This window comes from Micromonospora krabiensis (genome assembly GCF_900091425.1).
Classification (GTDB): domain Bacteria; phylum Actinomycetota; class Actinomycetes; order Mycobacteriales; family Micromonosporaceae; genus Micromonospora; species Micromonospora krabiensis.
On the sequence record NZ_LT598496.1, the window covers coordinates 883,965 to 905,758 of the forward strand.

Here is a 21,794-nt window from a genome sequence, read left to right on the forward strand (position 1 = left end):
GGACCGGTCGCGAATACGGGCAGTCCCCGCCGTTGGACTCGACGGCGGGGACTTCCGGTGCGTCGGGTGGGCTACCGCAGCGCAAGGGTCCGCGCGTCGGCGGCGATGACGCCGGCGATCTCGGCGGGAACGGATGCGCCGGCCTGCCGGTCGACCCAGCCGGCGAGCTGGGCGTACTGGCCGTGGGCCAGCTTGACGGTCATCGTGTTGAGGGCCGCCTCGTCGGCGCCGGAGGTGAGGATCAGGTAACCGAGCCCCGCCTGGCTGACCGTAACGGTGAAGGTGCTGGTCGTGGTCGCGGTGCCCGCCGGGCCGGTCGCCTCGACGCTGAGCGTGTGCCGTCCCGCGGTCAGCTTGGCCAGGTCCAGCTCGCGCCCGACCGCCGACGGCCGGCCGTCCAGCGTGACGGTGACGGTCTCCGCGTTGGTGGCCGCGACCGCGATCACCGGCGCCTGGGCGCGGTCGAGGTGTGCGCCGGCGGCCGGCGAGGTGATCTCCACCGTCAGCTCGGCCGGGGGACGCTGCATGAACGCCGCGTTCCAGCCGACCAGCTCCGCCGCGCGGTTGGTGATGACCCCGTCGGTACCGATGCGCTCGAGCCGCTGCCACAGGCCGGCGGAGTCCACCGTCCAGGCCATCACCGCGACACCGGCCGTGTGTAGCTCGGCGACGACCTCCGGCCGGGCCAGCAGCGCGTTGCCGTCCGGGTTGTACGCGGTCAGGTGCAGGTCCTTCGCGACCGCCACCGGGTCGGCGTCCAGGCTGCTGCGCAGCAGGCCGAGCGGCAGCTCGGGAGCGAGCTCGTAGGTGTAACGGAGGGCGTCGACCTCGAAGCTCTGGACGAACACCCGGCTCATCATCCGCTCGTCACGGATCACCTGGATGATCGTGGCGACCTCGTCCCGGCTGTGCTTGCCCTTGATCTCCAGCAGCAGGTTCCCGCCCCGGGTGCGCAGGTCGGCGAGCTGCTCGGCCAGGGTCGGCACCCGCTCGCCCACGTACTGCGGGCCGAACCAGGAGCCGGCGTCGAGGGCCTTGATCTGCGCGGCGGTCAGGTCCCGGATGTTTCCGGTGCCGTCGGTGGTCCGGTCGACGGTGCCGTCGTGCAGGATGAACGGGATTCCGTCCTTGCTGGGCTGGACATCGTTCTCGATCCAGTCGGCCCCGCCCCTGCGGGCGATCTCCTGCGCGACCAGCGTGTTCTCCGGCGCGGCGGCGGACGCGCCGCGGTGCGCCACGACGGTGAGCGGGCTGCCCTGGGGGCGGAGGTACCCGTTCGGCGACAGCTCGGTGATCGTCACGTCGTCGTAGGACACGGTGGCGCCGTTGACGAAGAGCGCCTGGACGCCGTCGGTGGAGCGCTGGAGGCTGGTCGTACGCATGGCCTCCCGGCCGTCGAAGATCCAGCGCGCCTGGTTGCCGTTCACCTCCACCGCGACCCGGACGTCCCTACCGGTGCCCGCGGCGTACGGGGCGGACGCGGTGTTCGTGACGACCCAGGCGTTGGCCGTGGTGCGCTGGGCGAACTCGAGACCGTTCGACGCGGTGGTGCCGCTGCGCATGGTGGCGATCCACCAGGGGGTGGCGCCGTCGGCGGGGACGTCGATGCCGAGCGAGGCCCAGCGGGTGGCGGCCGAGACCGTCTCGAACCGCATGGTGGCCTCGAACCGGAAGTCGTTCAGGTGCCGACCGAACGTGATCTTGTTGTTGGCGCTGGAGCTGGCGGAGGTCCCGTACAGCCGGCCGTTCTCGACCCTCCAGGCGCCGTCGACCGCGTTCCACCCGGCGGGCAGCGACCCGGCGTCGAAGTTCTCCGAGACGACGACGGCGCCGGGCTGGGCGGTGGCGGGCGACGAGGTCGCGACGGCCGCGACGGCGACGGCGGCGCTGACGGCGAGCGCCGCGAGGGCGGCGGCCGTGCGGGTGTGCCAGGGGCGGAGCCAGGTGGCGGCGGGTCCGGCCGGCGGCGGTGTGGAGAGGACAGTCATGGCCCGGAACCGTAGGAAACGCGCCCGAATCAGTGAGCAACCCAATGTGGCATCGGGTGGAACGCGAGGTGTACGACGGCGTGGCGTCGCTGCCGCCGGTTCGCGCGACCTTCGCACTCGAATAGTTAGGTTTATGAACAGTAGATGTTACAGTCACTCACATCGATGTACGGGCCCTCGGTCGGCTCGTGCTGTTCCCGAAGGGAGTGAGGGAGATGTCGAGACTGCGCGCCCTGGTCGAGCTCGTGGCGCTGGTCGTCGCGGGCGGGCTGGTGGCGGTCATCCCGTCGGCCCCGGCGTCGGCCGCGGCCTGTGCCGCGCCGTGGCAGGCCTCGGCCGTCTACTGGGGAGGCGACCAGGCCTCCCACAACGGCCGCAACTACCAGGCGAAGTGGTGGACCCAGAACGAGACGCCGCCGGGGACCACCGGTGTCTGGCAGGATCTCGGCACCTGCGGAGGCGGCAGCACCCCGCCCCCCACCGGTGGCTGCAACCATCCGAACTGGGTCGCCGGCACCTGGTACTCCGTCGGTGCGATCGTGCGGTACACCAACGGCCTCTACTACATCGCCGAGCACGACAACCCGGGCTACGACCCCGTCATCAGCACCTGGTACTGGGAGCCCTACACCTGTAGCGGTCAGCCGCCGACCACGCCGCCGACCAACCCGGGCAGCTTCGTGGTCAGCGAAGCCCAGTTCAACCAGATGTTCCCGGGGCGTAACTCCTTCTACACGTACTCCGGTCTCGTCGCGGCGCTCAGCGCCTACCCGGCGTTCACCAGGACGGGCAGCTCGACCGTCCAGCGGCAGGAGGCCGCCGCGTTCCTCGCGAACGTGCACCACGAGACCGGCGGGCTCGTCCACATCGTGGAGCAGAACCAGGCGAACTACCCGCACTACTGCGATCCCGGCCAGCCCTACGGCTGCCCGGCCGGGCAGGCCGCCTACTACGGGCGCGGCCCGATCCAGCTGAGCTGGAACTTCAACTACAACGCGGCCGGCAACGCCCTCAACCTGCCCCTGCTGACCAACCCCTGGCTGGTGCAGAACGACGCCGCCGTGGCCTGGAAGACCGCCATCTGGTACTGGATGACCCAGAACGGTCCGGGCACCATGACCCCGCACAACGCGATGGTCAACGGCGCCGGCTTCGGCGAGACCATCCGGAGCATCAACGGCTCGATCGAGTGCAACGGCGGCAACCCCGCCCAGGTGCAGAGTCGTGTCACGAAGTACCAGCAGTTCGTCGGCATCCTCGGCGTGTCCGCCGGCGCCAACCTCTACTGCTGATCCGCGGTCGGGCCCCGTCGCCGCGTCCCGGGTGACGGGGCTCGAGCCCGTCCGGTGTCCACGAGGGACGTCGTGCCGCGGGCGGGCACCGGGCGTCCCCGCGGTGCCGTGTCTCGCCTTGATCAACCCATTGACACGGCCGTGCTCCGCCCGTAACTTTCAGCGGCAGTTCATCCGCTCCTGCCTTCGTCCGTCACGTGTCCGATTGACAACGATGTCAGGCCGACGACCGCCACCAGGCGAACCACCTCCTCGTCCCGGACCGAGCCGAAAGGCCCCTTCCCCCATGTCGTACGCCCTCGCCCGCCCCCTGTCGCTGCGGATGGTCGCCGCGACAGCCGCGGTGGTGCTGCCGGCCGCGATGCTCGTCGCCAGCCCACCGGCGACCGCCGCGCCCGCCGCCCCGCCCGGCAGTTTCCGCTCCTCGTTCGAGTCGGCCGATCCGCAGCCCGCCGCGACCACCGTCGAGGTGGACGCGAACGGCAAGCCGATCCAGGGGAACCTCAGTGGTTCGAGCCCCACCGGGCTGCCCGGCAGCCTGCTCAGCCGGGTCAGCGCGGTGACCGCGAGCGGCGAGAACCCCCCGAACGAGACCGCCGGAACCCTCATCGACGGCAATCCCTCGACCAAGTGGTTGACGCGCAGCCAGACCGGCTGGGTGACCTACCGGCTCACCGAGCCGGCCGCGGTCGTGCGGTACGCGCTCACCTCCGCCAACGACGAGCCGGGCCGGGACCCCAGGGACTTCACCCTGCAGGGGTCGCACGACGGCAACGCGTGGACCGACCTGGATCGGCAGACCGACCAGCGCTTCGCCGGCCGGCTGACCACGAACGCCTACCGGTTCACCAACACCACCGCCTACGCCTACTACCGGCTGACCGTCACCGCCAACTCCGGTGAGCCCCTCCTGCAGCTCGGTGACTGGGACATCAGCGACGGCTCGGACGTCAGGCCGCCGGCCACGCCGATGGTCAGCGTGGTGGGCACCGGCCCGGTCAGCGGTCACAACATGCTGCCCCGCGCGGGCTTCACCGGCGTCGCCTCCCTGCGGTACTCCGGCGGCGCCGAGGCCGACGGCCGCTCGTACGCGACCAACCGGCTGTTCGACGTGGACATCCCGGTCGGGCCGAAGACCCGGCTGTCGTACCGGATCTTCCCGGAGTTCACCGGGCAGAACGACACGTACCCGTCCACGTACACGGCGCTCGACCTGCACTTCACCGACGGCACCTACCTGAGCCGCCTCGCGCCGCTGGACCAGCACGGCTACGCGCTCACCGCGGCCGGGCAGGGCGCGTCGAAGGTGCTCTACGCCGACCAGTGGAACGCGGTGCAGTCCGACATCGGGGCCGTCGCGAACGGCAAGACGATCGACCGCATTCTGCTCGCGTACGACATCCCCACCGCGACCGCCGAGACCCGCTTCCAGGGGTGGCTCGACGACGTCACCGTCACCGGGGCGGCCACGGCGATCGACGGTTCCCGGCTGACGAACTACGTCGACACCCGCCGCGGCACCAACTCGTCGGGCTCGTTCTCGCGCGGCAACAACCTGCCGATCTCCGCCGTGCCGAACGGCTTCACGTTCTTCACGCCGGTCACCAACGCCACCTCGGACTCCTGGGAGTACGAGTACCAGCGGGCCAACAACGGCGCCAACCTGCCCATGCTCCAGGGGCTCGGCATCTCGCACCAGCCCAGCCCGTGGATGGCCGACCGCAACCAGATGTCGGTGATGGCGGTGCCGGCGGGCGGCCCGCTCACCGGGGCGCCCAGCACCCGCGCCCTCGCCTTCAGCCACGACGACGAGATCGCGCGGCCGGACCTCTACCAGGTGACGACGCAGAACGGCCTGGTCGCCCGGATGTCCCCGGCCGACCACGGCGGGATCATGCAGTTCACCTTCCCGTCCGGGGCGGCCACCGGAAGCCTGGTCTTCCACAACGGCACGTTCACCATCAGCACCGACGCCACGATCACCGGCTGGGTCGACAACGGAAGCCCGCTCTCCGCCGGGCGTAGCCGGATGTTCGTCGCCGGCACCTTCGACCGCGCCCCGACGGCGTCCGCCGCCGCGTCCGCGACCTTCGACATCGCCACCGACCGTCAGGTCACCCTGCGCCTCGCGACGTCGTTCATCTCGGTGGACCAGGCCCGGCGCAACCTCGACCTGGAGCTGACCGGCCGCGACTTCGACCAGATCCACGCCGCGGCCACCGCCGCCTGGCAGGACCGGCTGGGCCGGGTCGAGGTCCAGGGCGCGACCGAGACGCAGCGGGTGACGCTGTACTCGAACCTGTACCGGCTGAACCTGTACCCGAACTCGCAGTCCGAGAACACCGGCACCGCGAAGGCGCCGCGCTGGCAGTACGCGAGCCCGGTGTCGCCGCACACCGGCGCGTCGACCCCCACCCAGACCGGCGCGAAGATCGTCGACGGGCAGATCTACGTCAACAACGGGTTCTGGGACACCTACCGCACCGTGTGGCCGGCGTACTCGCTGCTCTACCCGGATGTCGCCGCCCGCATCGCCGACGGCTTCGTGCAGCAGTACCGCGACGGCGGGTGGATCGCCCGCTGGTCGTCGCCCGGCTACGCCGACCTGATGACCGGCACCAGCTCCGACGTCTCCATCGCGCAGGCGTACCTCAACGGCGTCAAGCTGCCCGACCCGCTCGGCGCGTACGACGCGGCGGTCAAGAACGCCACCGTGGCGTCCGGCCGCAGCGAGGTCGGCCGCAAGGGCATCGAGACCTCGCTGTTCCTCGGCTACACACCCACCTCCACGGGTGAGTCGGTGTCGTGGGCGCTGGAGGGCTACATCAACGACTTCGGCATCGGTAACATGGCCGCGGCCCTCGCCAAGGACCCGGCCACCCCGAAGTCGCGGCGGAAGCAGCTCAAGGAGGAGTCGGAGTACTTCCTCCAGCGGGCCCGCAACTACGTGAACCTCTTCGACCCGAAGACGAAGCTCTTCCAGGGCCGCGAGGCGTCCGGTACCTTCCTCGCCGGCGACCCGCTGGACTGGGGCGGCGTCTACACCGAGACCAACGGGTGGAACTTCGCCTTCACCGCCCAGCAGGACCCGCGTGGGCTGGCCAACCTGCACGGCGGACGTCAGGCGCTGGAGCGCAAGCTCGACGAGTTCTTCGCCACCCCGGAGAAGGCCGACCGTCCGGGCGGCTACAACGGCATCATCCACGAGATGCTGGAGGCGCGGGCGGTGCGCCTGGGCCAGCTCGGCATGAGCAACCAGCCCTCGCACCACATCCCCTACATGTACGACGTGGTCGGCGCGCCGGCCAAGACCCAGGCTCTGGTCCGCGAGATCATGCAGCGGCTCTACGTGGGCAGCGAGCTCGGTCAGGGCTACGCGGGTGACGAGGACAACGGCGAGATGTCCGCCTGGTACATCCTCAGCTCGCTGGGCATCTACCCGCTGCAGGCCGGTTCGTCCGAGTGGGCCGTCGGCTCGCCGCAGTTCACCCGGATGACCGTCCACCGCAGTGCCGGCGACATCGTCGTCAACGCGCGGGACAACAACACCCGCAACGTCTACGTGCAGAGCGTCAAGGTCAACGGGAAGAAGCACAGCGGCGTGTCCATCGACGCGGCGGCCCTCGTCCGCGGCGGCACCATCGACTTCGAGATGGGTCCCCGTCCGTCGTCCTGGGGCACCGACGCCGACGACGCCCCGCCGTCCCTGACCCGGGGCAACGAGGCGCCGAAGCCGCTCGCGGACACCACCGGTCCGGGCCTCGGCACCGCCACCGCCGACGGCGGCCGGGACGCCGCCAAGCTGTTCGACGACTCGTCCACCACGCAGCTGACCTTCACCACCGCGACGCCGCAGGTGACCTGGTCGGCCCGGGCTGGCAAGCAGAAGCCGACCCACTACACCCTCACCTCCGGCGCCGCCGCGGGCGACCCGACGGACTGGCGGCTGCAGGGCTCCCAGGACGGCATCACCTGGACCACGCTCGACTCCCGCACGGGGGAGAAGTTCACCTGGCGCAACCAGACCCGTCCCTTCGAGATCGGCAAGCCGGGACGGTTCACCCAGTTCCGCCTCGTGGTGACGAAGACGGCCGGCGCGGCTCAGGCGAACCTCGCCGAGATCGAGTTGCTCGCCGGCGGTGACCTGGAGCTCGCGGGTGACGACGTCGCGGTGACCGCCGTCGACGAGGTGCACGCCACCGCGGGCACCGAGGTGTCGGTGCCGCTGGCCATGGTCACCGGGGGCACCGCCTCCGGCTACCGGGCGACGATCGACTGGGGCGACGGCTCGCCGGTGACCACCGGCACGCTGACGCTGAACTCCCGGGAGGTCTACCGCGTCGGCGGCTCGCACACGTACGCCACCCCGGGCCACCACCAGGCCACGGTCACCGTGACCGACGGCAGCAGCCAGAGCGTGGCGACGGTCGGCGTCGACGTGGCCTACGTGCCCGCCGACGGGCTCGTCGCGGCGTACGACACGGTCTGCGTCGGTGACGAGGGCACCCTCGCCGCCGACTGCGACGCCAAGTCGTGGGCGTACTCGCGGGCCGCCCTCGCGGAGGCCGGGGTGACCCAGGGCCAGCGGCACCAGGTCCCCGGGACCGCGCTGCACTTCACGCTGCCCACGGTCCCGGCCGGAAAGCCGGACAACGCGAGTGGCAACGGGCGGACCATCGCCCTGCGTCTGCCCGCCGACGCCACCAGCATCTCGTTCATCGGCGCCGGTACGCAGGGCAACCAGGACACCACCGGCACCGCGACGTTCAGCGACGGCACCACCGCCAGCATCCCGATCCGCATGAGCGACTGGACGCTGGGCGGCAACGCCAACGGCACCCCCGCCTACGGCAACATCGTCGTCGCGAAGGCCGCGTACCGGCTGAGCGGCACGAGCCGGGACAGCGCCCAGCCGTTCCTGTTCGCCACCACGCCGTACCGGATCCCGGCGGGTAAGACGCTCGTCTCGGTGACCCTGCCGACCCAGACCGGGGACCCCGGTTCGGCGGGCCGCATCCATGTGTTCGCCATCGCCGACGACGGCACGCCGGCCGCCGCGCTCGAGATCAGCACCCCGAACGACCAGACGGCCACGGCCGGCCAGGTCCTCGCGGCGAATCTCGGCACGCTGACCGGCGGGGTGCCCGGCCCGACGGGCCACCGGGCGCGGGTGCAGTGGGGTGACGGCACGGTGCCGGCCGACGTGACCATCGACCCGTCCGGGGCGATGAGCGCGCAGCACACGTACGCGCGGGAGGGCACGTACACCGTCCACGTCACCGCGTGGGACTCGGTGTCGAGCAGCACGAGGACGTTCACCGTGACCGTGGCGGGAGCGACGCTCCAGCCGACGATCACGCTGTCCCCGTCCGGTCCCGTCGCGCCCGACGGCGCGGTCACGGTCGAGGGCGACGGCTTCGCGGCCGGTGAGCGGGTGACGGTCACCCTCGGCACCAGCCCGGCGCGGACCACGACGGTCGTGGCCTCGCCGGCGGGCACCGTGCACGCCTCGGTGACGACGCCGCACAACGTCCGGGCGGGCCGGTACGCGGTGACGGCCACCGGAGCGTCGTCGCGCACCCCGGCCACGGCCACCGTCCAGGTGGCGGCACGGTCGGCGGCGCACCGGGATCCGCAGGCGACGATGGCGACCACGTCCGGACCGCGGGGCGCGTCGATCACGATCGACGGCTCCGGGTTCACGCCGGACGAGGAGATCACGGTCCGCCTCGGTGACGGGCCCGTCCTCAGCACGGTCCGGGCCAACGGTGACGGCGTCATCAGCGGCGTGACCGTCAGCGTGCCCGTGACGGCGCGGGCCGGCGCGACCAGCGTCACGGTGTCGGGCACCGGCACGACGCGGGTCGACCTGCCCTTCACCGTCACCGGCTGAGTCGCAGTACCACAGACCGCCGGTGGGCGGGCCGTCGTTCACGGCCCGCCCACCGGCGCGTTCGCCAGGGGGCTAGCCGATGCGGTACTGGTCGCCGTAGACGGCGAACACCAGGGGCGTGTTCAGGTCGAGGTTGCCGTTGTTGAGGAACACCCGCTGGGCGGTGTCGATCCGGGAGGTGTCCGAGTGGGCCGCCTCCCTGCGCATCTCGATCACCCGCTCGTCGAGGAAGGCGTGCAGCCAGGCCCGCTCGTCGCCGCCCTGGGCCGGCGGGGTGGCCCGGGCCAGGGCGCGGCTGCGGATCGCCCGCATGCCCTCGTACCCGTGCATGACGGCCGCGTCGTAGTAGACGAACTGGCCGAGGGCCCGGACCCGGTCGGCCTTGCCGTCCCGCACCGACGGGTTGAAGTACACCCGGTCCCGCTCGGCCTCCTGGGCGGCCCGGAAAACCGGGTCGGTGGCGGCGGCCCGCCAGTCGCGGGGGTAGTTGGGGTCGAGGCCGGCGTGCGAGTCGGTGCCGTTGACCGCGCGCAACGCCGGCAGGTACGGGGCCAGCACGTTGCCCGGCTTGGTCCGCGTGTACGCCTCGACCAGCTCCAGCATGTCGCCGGTGCCCGAGCAGAAGCCGATGATGCCGGCCGTGTAGCCCCGGCCGTCGCCGATGTCCTCGATGTAGGAGAACTGCGCGCGCCAGTCGAGCGAGGAGTTCTCGGCCGCCGAGACCAGTTGCATCGCGACGTCCTTCTTCGCCGGGTCGTCCAGGTTGGCCCCCGGCGGGGTGGTGGGCGGCGGGGTGCCGGTGCCGGGTAGGGTCCACCGCTGGTTGGTGGCGCCGGTGCAGCTCCAGATCTGCAGCCGGGTGCCGTTGGCGCTGGTCCGGTCCGTGACGTCGAGGCACTTGCCGGAGCCGGTGTTGACCAGGGCGCCGTTGCTGGCGGTCCACTTCTGGGCGCCGGTGTTGTTGCAGTCGTACAGCTGCACCTTGGCGCCGTCGGCGGTGGCCGCGGCCGTCACGTCGAGACACTTGCCGAGGGCCCGGACCGAACCGTCGGTGTTGCCGACCGTCCAGGTCTGGGCCGTGGTGCCGTTGCAGTCGTAGAGCTGCACCGCGGTCCCGTTGGCCGGGTTGGCGCCGGCGACGTCGACGCACCTGCCGCCGAGTCCGGTGATCGGGCCGGCGGTCGCGGCGCTGGCCGACGGAAGGCCGTAGCCGAGCGCGGCGGTGCCGACGAACAGCGCGCCCACGACGTACGCGGTCGTCCTCGTGCGGGCCATGGTGCTCCTCAGGGGTCGGGCCGCGGTGGAACCCCCCGGACGGGCACCCCGAAGCTTCGGGAAACGAACCTTACAAATAGCAATGTGTCGATTCGGTGTCAACCGCGGCCCCGGGCGTCGGCGTCCGCCCGATCGCCTGGGAGCGGTCGACGGATCGGGGGTGGACGGGCTACTCTGCGGCCGGGTTCCATCGACAGAGGGGCATGTCGTGTCGCGTCGCACCGGAAAGCCCTCGTACCTGCTCACGCCGACCGGCCGACCACGGCGACCCGGGGTCCGCGCGGTGGCCGGCATCGCCGTCGCCGCACTCGTCGCGGGCGTGGTCGGCGCGCTGATCGGGCTCGCGGTGGGGCGCCCGTCCGAGACCGAGGCGCGCATCAACGAGCTGCGGGCCGCCGAGGCCGAGCGTGACGCGCGGCAGATCGTCGAACTGACCGCGCTGGCGCGCCGGACCGGCGAGCGGCTCTCGCCGGTCGTCCTGGCGGTCACCCGGGCCGGGGAGGCCGGCCGCGCGCCCGACGTCGCCCAGGTTCGGCAGTGGCAGCAGACGATGCGCCAGCTCACCGAGGAGTTCGCCGACCCGCCGTCGGGCGGAACCGCGACCAACGTCGCCCGCGGTGGCCTGCGAAGCGCCGTCGAGCAGGCGGCCGTGGCGGTCGACCTCGCCGCGCTGGCCGCGACCGGGCCCGCCGCCGCGAGCCGGGAGCAGTTGGCGCTCGCGGCGCGGCAGGCGGACCTGGCCGTGGCCACCTGGTCGGTGGCGGCGACACAACTCGACCAGATCAACATCGACGCCGGTCAGGGCCACCAGCACGTGCACCTCGACGGCGGCGAGGAGCACGGCGCGATGACGCCGGACGGCGCCGAGGAGGGCTCCGGCGGCTGACCGCCGGCCACCGGGCCGGGTCAGGAGACGTGCTCGTGGACCCAGTCGCGGGAGCGGACGAAGGCCTCGACCGGGTCGCCGACGTAGACCCAGGGCCACTGGCTGACGCGGTCGCCGAGAAGTTCGAACACCCGTGCCGCCGCCTCGAACTCGTGCGCCAGCTCCAGGGCGAGAGCGAACACGCTCGCCCGCGGGACGAAGCCGTACGCCGGCCGGAAGGTGGGGTGGAAGATCGATTTCTCGGCGGCGGCGAGCAGCTCGGCCCGTACCTCCTCGGACTGGATGTAGTCGTCGTCCTCGCCCCGCGGCATGTCCAGCCACTTCTCGACGTGCGCGACGGCCACCAGCTCGGGCAGCAGGCTGCCGTCCGGCGCGGACGCGGTGACCTCCCGGGCGAACGCGAACATCTGCTTCTCGTCGCCGAACCACTTCGGGCACAGGTACTGCAGCCGCTGCTCGGCCGCGACGACGTGGCCCGGGTGGCGCTTCGTCACCTCGTCGAAGCGGGCGCGGGCCTCCTCGGGGTCGAGCTGGCGGCCGCGGGAGGAGGTGACCAGCCAGGTCCAGGCGGTCACGTCGTCCGGGTCACGGTCGACGACCTCGTCCAGCGAGTTCTCCGCGATGCGCAGCCGGCGGGCGAACTCCCGGAACTGGTCCTGGCTCGTGTACTGGGCGCGCTTGCCGCCGCGTGCCTCCCAGGCCCAGTGGACGGCGTGGCAGCCGCGGACCAGCACCGGGAGCGTCGAGTCCGGTTCGGCGTCCACCCAGTCCTGGATCCAGTCCTGGAGGTCGGTCGCGGCCTGCACGGCCTCCATCAGGAAGGCGCGGCTGTCCGGGTCGGGCGTGGCGACAAGGATGTCCCGTGCCGTGCGCCAGTCCCGCGCGTCCAGCGCGTCGATGAACGCCCGCGCCTGCGGGTCGCCGTACGCCGGGTCGATGACGAGCCCGGGCGTCTCCGGCTGCCGGCGCTTCTTGAACGGCCACATGATGATCTCCTCCACGAATCGAGCGCTGAGGATACCGACGTGGACGGGGATCGGGCAGCACCCTGACGGCCACTGTTGATCAACCTGGCGGTCGATCTCCCGCGCGTCGCACAGGTCCGGCGACCAACGGGTGGACGCGCTCTTGACGGGTCAGCGAGCCTAGGCCACTATTCCTACATGTCAGGTAGGAAACATCGAGAAGCGGGGGGTGGCCCTGTACGTCTCGGCCCGGACGGACTACGCCCTGCGGGCGATGCTCGCGGTGGCGGCGTCCCATCCGGGGATCGTCAAGGCGGAGACACTGGCCGAGAGCTAGGAGATCTCCGCCTCGTTCCTGCGTGCCATCCTGCTCGACCTGCGGCGGGCCGGCCTGCTGCAGAGCCTCCGCGGCGCCGAGGGGGGCTATCACCTGACGCGGGGACCGGATCGGATCACCGTGGGCGACGTGCTCCGCGCCGTCGCCGGGACGATCACCACGATCCGCGGTCTCTCCGTCGACGCCGCGACCTACCACGGTGTCGCCACCGGACTCGGTGACGTCTGGCGGTCCGTCAACCGGGCCGTCGAGGACATCGTCGACCACGCCACACTCGCCGACCTGCTCGCGGCCCGCCACGAGCAGCCGACGTCTCTCACCAGTGACATTGCGCCGACGCGCGCCGAAGGAGGATGGGTTTCCCATGAAGAATAGGAGCACGGTCGCCGTCGCTCTCGCGCTCGTGGCCGCGCTGGCACTGTCCGCCTGCGGCGGCGGGTCGGCGGCGGGCGGTTCGACGACGCTGAGCATCGTCGGCTACGCGGTGCCCGAGGCGGCCAACAAGGCGATCGCCGCACAGTGGAACAAGACCGACGCGGGCAAGGGCGTCCGCTTCCAGACCTCGTACGGCGCCTCGGGCGACCAGAGCCGCGCGGTGGTCTCCGGCCTCAAGGCCGACTACGTGCACTTCTCCGTCACCAGCGACGTGACACGTCTGGTCGACGCGGGGCTCGTCGACGCGAGCTGGGACGACGGCCCGAACAAGGGGATCGTCTCGTCGTCGGTGGTCGTGCTCGCCGTCCGCAAGGGAAACCCGAAGAACATCCAGGGCTGGGACGACCTGATCAAGCCGGGCATCGGCATCGTCACGCCCAATCCGGCCTCGTCCGGTGCCGCCCGCTGGAACGCCCTCGCCGCCTGGGGGCACATCGCGGCCAACGGCGGCACCGACGCGCAGGCCGAGGAGTACCTGACGAAGCTCTTCGCGAACGTCGTGGCGCTGCCCAACAGCGGCCGGGACGCCACGACGGCCTTCCTCGGCGGCACCGGTGACGTCCTGCTCGCGTACGAGAACGAGACGATCCTGGCCCGCCAGAACGGTGAGGACCTCGACTGGGTCCTGCCCGCCACGACCATCCTCATCGAGAACCCGGGTGCGGTGCTCAAGAACGCCAGCCCGAAGGCGAAGGAGTGGCTCGACTTCGTCCTCGGCCCGCAGGGTCAGCGCCAGTTCGCGCTGACCGGCTTCCGCCCCATCATCGACGGCGTCGACACCACCGGTGTGAAGGGCGCCATCGACCCGGACAAGCCGTTCCCGGCGCCGCAGAAGCTGCTCACCGTGGAGAAGGACTTCGAGAGCTGGTCGGCGCTGTCCAAGAAGTTCTTCGACGAGAAGGACGGCGTCGTCACCAAGGTCATCGCCGCCTCCGGGAAGGCGAAGTGACCTCGACGGCAGTGGCCGCGGACCGGTCGGCGGAGACCCGCCGGCCGGTCCGCACCGGCCTGCCACTGAGCCGGGTCTCCGGCCTCGGGCTCGGCGTGGCGATGCTGTGGTTCAGCCTGCTGGTGCTGATCCCGCTGGCCGCCGTGGTCGTGACCGCGTCCCAGGGCGGCTGGGCCGCGTTCCGGACGACGGTGACCAACGAGCAGACCGCGGCCGCGATCCGGCTCACGGTCGGCGCCGCGTTCCTCGTGACGCTCGTCAACGTCGTCATGGGCACGCTCATCGCCTGGGTGCTCGTGCGGGACCGGTTCTTCGGCAAGCGCCTGCTGGAGATCCTCATCGACATCCCGTTCGCCCTGCCGACGATCGTCGCCGGCCTGGTGCTGCTGTCCCTGTACGGCCCGGCCGGCCCGCTCGGCGTCGACGTGGCCAACACCCGGATCGCGGTGTTCCTCGCGTTCCTGTTCGTCACGCTGCCGTTCGTCGTACGGACCGTGCAGCCCGTACTGGCCGAGCTCGACCCGGAGGTCGAGGAGGCCGCCGCCTCGCTGGGCGCGAGCCGGTTCACCACCTTCCGGCGGATCATCCTGCCCAGCCTCACCCCGGCCATCGCGGCCGGCGCCGCGCTGTCGTTCGCCCGCGGCGTGAGCGAGTACGGCTCTCTCGTCCTGCTCTCCGGCAACCTGCCGATGCGTACCGAGGTGGCGTCCGTCCGCATCCTCAGCAGCATCGAGAACGACAACCCGGACAGCGCGGCGGCGGTGGCGGTTGTGCTGTTGGCGATCTCGCTCGCCGTCATCGTCCTGCTCGACGTCCTCCAACGAAGGGTGGTGCGCCGTGGCTGACCGCTCCGCCGCCGTCCGCGTGCCCGCCGGCCGCCGTGGCCCCGGCCGCCACCTGCTGCGCGCGGTGGTCGTCGCCTACCTGTTCCTGCTCGTCGCCTGGCCGCTCTACCTCGTCGGACGCAACGCGTTCGCCGACGGCCTCACCGACCTCACCGCGATCCTCGCCGATCCCGACGTCGTGCACGCGCTGCGGCTCACCGTCGTCATCGCGGTCGTCGCCGTCGTCATCAACACGGTGTTCGGCGTCGGGGTGTCCATCCTGCTGGTCCGCTACGACTTTCCTGGCAAGCGGGCGCTCAACGCCCTGCTGGACATGCCGCTGTCGGTTTCCCCCATCGTCGTCGGTCTCGCCCTCGCGCTGGTCTACGGCGGCCGCACCGGGTGGTTCGGGCCCACGCTCGAAGCCGCCGGCCTGCAGATCATCTTCGCCGTGCCGGGCATGGTGATGGCCACGGTGTTCGTCGCGCTGCCGCTGGTCATCCGGGAGGTCGTGCCGGTCCTCCAGGAGATCGGCGACGAGCAGGAGCAGGCCGCCCGGAGCCTCGGCGCCAACGCCGTGCAGACGTTCCGCCGGATCACCCTGCCCTCCATCAAGTGGGGCGTGATCTACGGCGTGGTGCTGAGCCTCGCCCGGTCGCTGGGCGAGTTCGGCGCGGTCAAGGTCGTATCCGGCAACGTCCTCGGTCAGACCCGCACCGCGACGCTCGTCGTCGAGGAGAAGTACCTGAACTTCGACAAGGGCGGCGCGTACGCCACCGCCTTCCTCCTCGCCCTCGTCGCGGTGGCGAGCATCATCGTCGTATCCGTCCTGCGGCCAAAGGAACCCCGGTGAGTATCGAGATCGCCAACGTCGGTAAGCGTTTCGGAGGATTCGTCGCCCTCGACGACGTCTCGGTGAGCATTCCCGCGGGTCAGCTCACCGCGCTGCTCGGCCCGTCCGGCGGCGGCAAGTCCACCCTGCTGCGCATCATCGCCGGTCTGGAACGCGCGGACACCGGGCGGGTCGAGATCGACGGTGTCGACGCGACCGGCCTGCCCCCGCAGAAGCGCAACGTCGGCTTCGTGTTCCAGCACTACGCGGCCTTCAAGCACCTCTCCGTGCGGCGCAACGTCGCCTTCGGACTGGAGATCCGCAAGCGCGGCAGGGACGAGATCCGCCGCCGCGTCGACGAACTGCTCGCCCTGGTACACCTGGAGCAGTTCGCCGACCGACTGCCGTCCCAGCTCTCCGGTGGCCAACGCCAGCGGATGGCCCTGGCCCGCGCGCTGGCCGTCGAGCCGACCGTGCTGCTGCTCGACGAGCCCTTCGGCGCGCTCGACGCGAAGGTCCGCAAGGAGCTGCGCGACTGGCTGCGCCGGCTGCACGACGAGGTGCACGTCACCACCGTCTTCGTCACCCACGACCAGGAGGAGGCGCTGGAGGTCGCCGACGAGATCGTGGTGATCAACGAGGGCAGGGTGGAGCAGATCGGCTCGCCCGACCAGTTGTACGACGCCCCCGCCAACGAGTTCGTCATGCGCTTCCTCGGCCCGGTCACCCAGCTCGGCGACCAGTTGGTCCGGCCGCACGACCTGCAGATCCGGACCGGCGCCGCCGCGCCGGCCGCCGTCGCCGGCCGGGTCAGCCGGGTCACCCGCGTCGGCTTCGAGATCCGCGTCGACGTCACGACCGAACCCGGCCAGGTCGTCGCCGTCACCCTCACCCGCAACGAGTTCCTGGCCCTCGGCGTCGACACCGGCGCCGCGGTGTGGCTCACGATCGCGCCCGGGAGCCCGACCACCACCGCGGCCGCCTCGCGGCCGGTGACCGCCGCGCCCAGCCTCGCCGGCTCCCGCTGACCGCCGCTGGAGCCCGGGCCGGGCTCCAGCGGCCGGTCGACGTTGTGCAGCCCGTCCGTCTGCTCGCTACCGCCGCCAGGTCTCGATGGCCCGGACGGCCTCCCGGGTGGCCTGCTCCAGGACGGCGGGGTTGCCGCTCGTGCCCTCCCAGCCCTGGTCGTCGAGCACCGTCGCCACCCCGTCCACGCGGATCACGGCGATCTGGCCGGCCGCCTCGCCGCCGGCGGGCCGCCCGTCCGGGCCCGCCGCCGGCCAGGTGCGGGTCACCAGCAGCGCCTCGTCGCCGACGCCGGGCAGCGGACGGCTCTCCACCCGGACGGCGCCACCGTCCCGGCCGTAGGACGGGCACCCCTCGACGGCCCCGCGGACCCGGCGCAGGTAGTCCGACGCGCCCGCACCGTCGAACGTGAAGATCGTCTGATGGATCATGCCCTGCGGCACGGAGCTCTCCGGCGCGCCCGCCTGCTGGTAGGTGACGGTCATCGACGCGCTCGCGGTCACCCGCCGACCGCCGGTGCCGAACTCCTCGCCGCACAACGTCGGCAGCGCGTTCTCGGTGGGGGTCGTCCGGCGCGGCATCTTTCGCAGCTCCGGCGGCAGTTCGACGAAGGCGGACGTGGGGATGACCACGGTCGCGTCCGCGGTGGGGGAGGACTGCCCGGTCGGGGCCGAGGAGGCCGGCGTGGTGGCCGGCGGCGGTGCCGAGGGAGCCGGACCCGCGTCGTCCTCCCCGGCGGTGCACCCGGTGGGGAGCGTCAGGGCCGCGAGCAGCGGCAGGGCCAGCGTGCTCACTGGTCGGCCGCGCGCGGGCGCGGTGCGGTCTCTCATCCTGCCCCCCTCGTCGCCTCGGCACCGTGGAGGATGCCCGAGCGCGGACCGGCCGAAACGGTGACCGTGCGCCGTCCGACCACGAGACGGTGATCGTCGGGGTTAACCTCGCGGCGTCGCCGGCTCGTCCGGGTGAACTCCGGCGATGCCAGCCGGTCCGCGAGGCAAGGGCGTCACCTGGGAGGAGCTCTTCTTCGACCTCGCCTTCGTCTTCGCCCTCACTCAGTTCTCCGAGCTGCTGCACGAGGACCACGGCTGGCCCGGAATCGGCCGGGCGCTGATCCTCTTCGTGCCCGTCTACTGGGCGACGGCAGGGCGGACGGGCGATGGGCAGTGCGTCCGAGGTCCGGCCGAGCGACGAGGAGACGGACCGGGGGCCGGCGACCACTGACTCCTGACGGTGGTCGGGGTGCCGTACCCGCTCTTCTTAGGCAAGCCTAAGCTATGTCCCGGGGAGGGGAGTCGACCGTCCTGCCCCTGACCGTGGGAGGGGCGCCGTCCGTGCACACATCCGCAGCCATCCGTCGGCCCCACCGGGCTCGCCGGTTCCGGGCGAGATGACGGGGGAGATCACCACGCGCACGGTGCTGCGCCGCGCCCTGCGCCGCCAGCGCGGGCGGGTGCTGGCCGGCATCGTGCTGCTCTGCCTTCACCAGGCCGCCGAGGCCCTCGTGCCGGTCGCGATCGGTGTGATCATCGACCGCGCGGTCGCCACCGGAGACGTCCGCGCGCTGCTGCTCTCGCTGGCCGGCCTCGCCGCCCTCTTCACCGTCCTGGCCTTCGCCTACCGCACCGGCGCGCGCCACGCGTACGCCGCCGTCGAACGGGAGGCGCACCTCACGCGGGTCGAGATCGCCGCCCGCGCCCTCGACCCGCGCGGCCACCGGTCGGGGCTGCGCGACGGTGAGCTGCTCACCGTGGCCGCCTCCGACGCCGAGCTCTCCGCGCTGGTCGTACGCGTCGCGGGGCTCACCGCGGCGGCCCTCACCGCCCTGCTGGTCGCGGCCGTCGCCCTGCTCGTCGTGGACGTTCCGCTGGGTCTGGGCGTGCTCGTCGGTGTGCCCCTGGTGGTCCTCGCCCTGCACCGCACGGCACCCGTGCTGACCCGCCGCAGCGCCGCCCAGCAGGAGGCTCTGGCCGCCACCACCGCCCTCGCCGTGGATCTCGTCGCCGGTCTGCGGGTGCTGCGCGGCATCGGCGCACAGGGCCACGCCGCCCGCCGGTACGCGAGCGCCAGCGGTCACGCCCTCGACGTGACGCTGCGCGCCGCCACCACCAAGGGCCTCCACCTCGGACTGACCACCACCCTCAACGGCCTCTTCCTCGCGGCGGTCGCCGGCGCCGCCGGTTGGCTCGCCCTGCACGGACGGCTCACCGTCGGCGAGCTGGTCGCCGTCGTCGGGCTCGCCCAGTTCGTCGCCGAGCCGGTGCAGACGCTCGGGTACTGCGTCCAGCTGTTCGCGATGGCCCGCGCCTCCGCGGGGCGCGTCGCGCGGGTGCTCGGGGCGACCCCGCTCGTCCGGCCGGGCACCGCGGAGGCGCCGGCGCCGAGCCAGTCACGGCTCGCCCTCGACGGGGTGGGTCACGCCGGTCTCGACGGTCTCAGCCTCCGGGTCGGGGCCGGCGAGGTCCTGGGCGTGCTCGCGTACGAGCCGGGGGAGGCCGAGGCGCTGGTCGCGCTGCTGTCCGGCCGGGTGCCTCGCGACGAGTACCGAGGAACGGTGCGCGTCGACGGCGTTCCCGTCGACGAGCTGCGCATCGACGCCGTACGCGGCGCGGTCCTGGTCGAGCCGCACGACGTGGCGTTGTTCGAGGGCACGCTCCGCGACAACCTCGCCGCCGGCGCCGCGGTGGACGAGCGGGTCCTCGACGCGGCGGTGCGGGCCGCGGCGGCCGAGGACGTGCTCGCCGCGCACCCCGACGGCGTGGACCGTCGGCTCACCGAGCGGGCGGCGAACCTGTCGGGCGGGCAACGGCAGCGCCTCGGGCTCGCCCGCGCGCTCGTCGCCGACCCGCCCGTGCTGGTGTTGCACGATCCCACGACGGCCGTCGACGCGGTGACCGAGGCCCTGATCGCCGAGCGGCTCGCCGCCGCCCGCAGCGGGGCGTCCCGCAGCACGGTGATCATCACCAGCAGCCCCGCCCTGCTGCGGGCGACCCACCGGGTGGCGGTGATCGACCGCGGGCGTGTCGTCGCCGAGGGCGCCCACGAGGAGCTGCTCGCCGCCGACACCCGCTACCGGCAGGAGGTACTCCGGTGACCGACGGCGCGACCACGACCGACGGGGAGACCCGGCAACTGCTGCCGACGGCCACCCCGCGACAGACCTGGGCCGCCCTGCGGGCCGAGTTCGCCCGACTTCCGGCGCTCAGCGCCGCCGCGGGCACCCTCCTGGTCGCCGCCGCCGCGGCCGGGCTCGTCGCCCCCTGGGTGCTCGGGCGCCTCGTCGACGACGTCATCGCCGGTTCCACCACGACCCGAGTCCTGGGCTGGGCCGGTGTGATCGCGGGGGCGGCGCTGCTCGCCGGCCTGCTCACCGCCGCGGGCGCCGCGGTCGCCGCGCGGCTCGGCGAGACCGTGCTGGCCCGGCTGCGGGAGCGCGTCCTCGACCGCGCGCTGCACCTGCCGTCGGCCACGTTGGAGCGCGCCGGCACGGGCGACCTGGTCGCCCGCGCGGGCGACGACGTCGCCGTCGTCACCAACGTGATCACCACGAGTGGCCCCGCCTTCGTCGGCGCGCTGCTGTCCGTCGTGCTGACCGCGGCCGGGCTGTTCGCCCTCGACTGGCGACTCGGCCTCGCCGGCCTGGCCGCGGCGCCCGCGTACGCGCTGGCCCTACGCTGGTACCTCGCCCGGTCCGTCCCCTACTACACGCGGGAGCGGGTGGCGACCGGTGAGCGGGCGCAGGCGATGGCCGACGCGCTCCGCGGCGCGCCGACCGTGCGCGCCTACCGGACCGAGGACGCGCACGTCGCCCGGATCGCCGACCGGTCGGCCCTGGCCCGCGACCTGTCCCTGGAGATCTTCAACCTGCACACCCGGTTCGGCCTGCGGATCAACCGGTCGGAGTTCGTCGGGCTCGCCGCGGTGCTGCTGGCCGGGTTCCTCCTGGTGCGCGACGACCTCGTCACGGTGGGCGCGGCCACCACGGCCGCGCTGTTCTTCCACCGTCTCTTCAATCCCGTCGGCCTGCTGCTGATGGAGTCGGACTCGGTCCTGCAGGCGGGGGCGAGCCTCGCCCGGCTCGTCGGCGTCAGCGCGCTGCCGACGGCGCCCGAGGCCCGGCACGGGTCGTCGGTGACCATCGGGCGGGGCGAGCCCGCCGCGCTGGAGGTGATCGTCGCCGAGCACCGCTACGACCGCGGACCCGTCGTGCTGCGCGACGTCGCACTGCGACTCGCCCCGGGCGAACGCGTCGCCCTCGTCGGCGCCAGCGGGGCCGGAAAGAGCACCCTGGCCGGGATCGTCGCCGGCATCCTCACCCCCACCACCGGATCCGTGTCGCTGCGCGGCGTGCCGCTGGCCGACCTCGGGGAGCACCGCGTCCGGCGCGAGATCGCCCTGATCAGTCAGGAGGTGCACGTCTTCGCCGGATCGCTCGCCGACGACCTGCGGCTGGCCGACCCGGACGCCACGGACGCCGACCTCGCGGCCGCCCTCGACCGGGTCGGCGCGACGGCCTGGTTCCGTACGCTGCCCGACGGGCTCGCCACCGACGTGGGGGAGGGCGGTCGGCGGCTCACGGCCGCCCAGGCCCAGCAGCTCGCGCTGGCCCGGCTGCTGCTCGCCGACCCGACCGTCGCCGTCCTGGACGAGGCGACCGCCGAGGCCGGCAGTGCGGGCGCGCGCGACCTCGACCGTGCCGCCGCCGCGGCGACGGCGGGTCGGACGACCCTGATCGTCGCCCACCGTCTCAGCCAGGCGGCCACCGCCGACCGCGTCGTGGTGATGGAGCACGGCCGAATCGCCGAGCAGGGCACGCACGACCAGTTGCTGGCGGCGGGGGGTCGCTACAGCCGGCTGTGGCGCTCGTGGCGTACGCCGGACCCGGTGCTCCCCGGCGAGCCCACCGGCCCGCCGCGGCCCCGGCCGTCCCCGGGGGAGGACGTGGCCCTTCCGGCGGTCACCGCCTGACCGGGAGCGGTACCTCCGGAGGGACTCCGAAAGTTCCGGCGGCGGCCGTGCTCTCCGTTGCGGTGGTTGCCGGCTGCCGCGCCACCGGTGGGTGCCACGTCGGATCATCCCAGCAGGGACGATGACG

At 72.7% G+C, this 21,794-nt stretch carries 15 protein-coding genes; 11 read left to right on the forward strand and 4 right to left on the reverse strand.

Annotation, left to right across the window (positions count from 1 at the left end):
• Positions 1-71: 71 nt before the first annotated feature.
• On the reverse strand, positions 72-1,988 hold the full coding sequence (locus GA0070620_RS03840; RefSeq protein WP_091588588.1) for a glycerophosphodiester phosphodiesterase: 1,917 nt from the start codon (positions 1,986-1,988) through the stop codon (positions 72-74).
• 215 nt (positions 1,989-2,203) lie between these two features.
• Here GA0070620_RS03840 and GA0070620_RS03845 point away from each other — a divergent pair, with 215 nt between their 5' ends.
• Both GA0070620_RS03845 and GA0070620_RS03850 read left to right on the forward strand, forming a co-directional pair.
• Positions 2,204-3,280 carry a glycoside hydrolase family 19 protein gene (locus tag GA0070620_RS03845; protein WP_091588589.1) on the forward strand — a complete coding sequence of 359 codons (1,077 nt, stop codon included), beginning with the start codon at positions 2,204-2,206 and terminating at the stop codon, positions 3,278-3,280.
• Between the two features lie 286 nt (positions 3,281-3,566).
• Positions 3,567-9,173, forward strand: a complete 5,607-nt coding sequence (locus GA0070620_RS03850) for a GH92 family glycosyl hydrolase (protein WP_091588590.1) — start codon at positions 3,567-3,569, stop codon at positions 9,171-9,173.
• A gap of 72 nt (positions 9,174-9,245) precedes the next feature.
• On the opposite strand, the gene GA0070620_RS03855 is transcribed toward GA0070620_RS03850, so the two are convergent.
• On the reverse strand, positions 9,246-10,448 hold the full coding sequence (locus tag GA0070620_RS03855) for a chitosanase (RefSeq protein WP_091588591.1): 1,203 nt from the start codon (positions 10,446-10,448) through the stop codon (positions 9,246-9,248).
• Positions 10,449-10,656: 208 nt separating this feature from the next.
• Between GA0070620_RS03855 and GA0070620_RS03860 the strand changes: the two genes are divergently transcribed.
• Positions 10,657-11,334, forward strand: coding sequence for a hypothetical protein (locus tag GA0070620_RS03860; protein ID WP_091588592.1), 678 nt, complete (start codon positions 10,657-10,659; stop codon positions 11,332-11,334).
• A 20-nt stretch (positions 11,335-11,354) separates the two neighbouring features.
• Here GA0070620_RS03860 and GA0070620_RS03865 read toward each other — a convergent pair whose 3' ends face one another.
• Entirely contained in the window at positions 11,355-12,335 is a 981-nt protein-coding gene (locus GA0070620_RS03865; protein ID WP_231922211.1) for a DUF4034 domain-containing protein, read from the reverse strand.
• A 304-nt stretch (positions 12,336-12,639) separates the two neighbouring features.
• Between GA0070620_RS03865 and GA0070620_RS03870 the strand changes: the two genes are divergently transcribed.
• From GA0070620_RS03870 to GA0070620_RS03890, 5 genes are read left to right on the forward strand one after another with little or no spacing between them, the layout of a single operon-like run.
• Positions 12,640-13,011 (forward strand): RrF2 family transcriptional regulator, encoded by a 372-nt coding sequence (locus tag GA0070620_RS03870; protein WP_331713254.1) that lies wholly within the window; start codon positions 12,640-12,642, stop codon positions 13,009-13,011.
• Entirely contained in the window at positions 13,001-14,020 is a 1,020-nt protein-coding gene (locus tag GA0070620_RS03875; protein ID WP_091588594.1) for a sulfate ABC transporter substrate-binding protein, read from the forward strand. The genes GA0070620_RS03870 and GA0070620_RS03875 overlap by 11 nt, the downstream gene beginning before the upstream one ends.
• Positions 14,017-14,865 (forward strand): sulfate ABC transporter permease subunit CysT, encoded by an 849-nt coding sequence (gene cysT / locus GA0070620_RS03880; protein WP_091588595.1) that lies wholly within the window; start codon positions 14,017-14,019, stop codon positions 14,863-14,865. The genes GA0070620_RS03875 and cysT overlap by 4 nt, the downstream gene beginning before the upstream one ends.
• Entirely contained in the window at positions 14,858-15,697 is an 840-nt protein-coding gene (locus GA0070620_RS03885) for a sulfate ABC transporter permease (RefSeq protein WP_197677541.1), read from the forward strand. Before cysT ends, GA0070620_RS03885 begins: the two co-directional genes overlap by 8 nt.
• A complete protein-coding gene (locus GA0070620_RS03890) occupies positions 15,694-16,704 on the forward strand; it encodes a sulfate/molybdate ABC transporter ATP-binding protein (RefSeq protein WP_091588596.1) in 1,011 nt (336 codons plus the stop codon). Before GA0070620_RS03885 ends, GA0070620_RS03890 begins: the two co-directional genes overlap by 4 nt.
• 66 nt (positions 16,705-16,770) lie before the next feature.
• Here GA0070620_RS03890 and GA0070620_RS03895 read toward each other — a convergent pair whose 3' ends face one another.
• Complete coding sequence (locus GA0070620_RS03895) at positions 16,771-17,532, reverse strand: hypothetical protein (RefSeq protein WP_231922212.1); 762 nt, start codon at positions 17,530-17,532, stop codon at positions 16,771-16,773.
• Between the two features lie 145 nt (positions 17,533-17,677).
• On the opposite strand from GA0070620_RS03895, the gene GA0070620_RS03900 reads away from it, so the two are divergent.
• From GA0070620_RS03900 to GA0070620_RS03910, 3 genes are all read left to right on the forward strand, one after another.
• Positions 17,678-17,923 (forward strand): low temperature requirement protein A, encoded by a 246-nt coding sequence (locus GA0070620_RS03900; RefSeq protein WP_091588597.1) that lies wholly within the window; start codon positions 17,678-17,680, stop codon positions 17,921-17,923.
• A gap of 166 nt (positions 17,924-18,089) precedes the next feature.
• Positions 18,090-19,793, forward strand: a complete 1,704-nt coding sequence (locus GA0070620_RS03905; protein WP_091588598.1) for an ABC transporter transmembrane domain-containing protein — start codon at positions 18,090-18,092, stop codon at positions 19,791-19,793.
• Positions 19,790-21,667, forward strand: a complete 1,878-nt coding sequence (locus GA0070620_RS03910; RefSeq protein ID WP_091588599.1) for an ABC transporter ATP-binding protein — start codon at positions 19,790-19,792, stop codon at positions 21,665-21,667. Before GA0070620_RS03905 ends, GA0070620_RS03910 begins: the two co-directional genes overlap by 4 nt.
• The last annotated feature ends 127 nt before the right edge of the window (positions 21,668-21,794 follow it).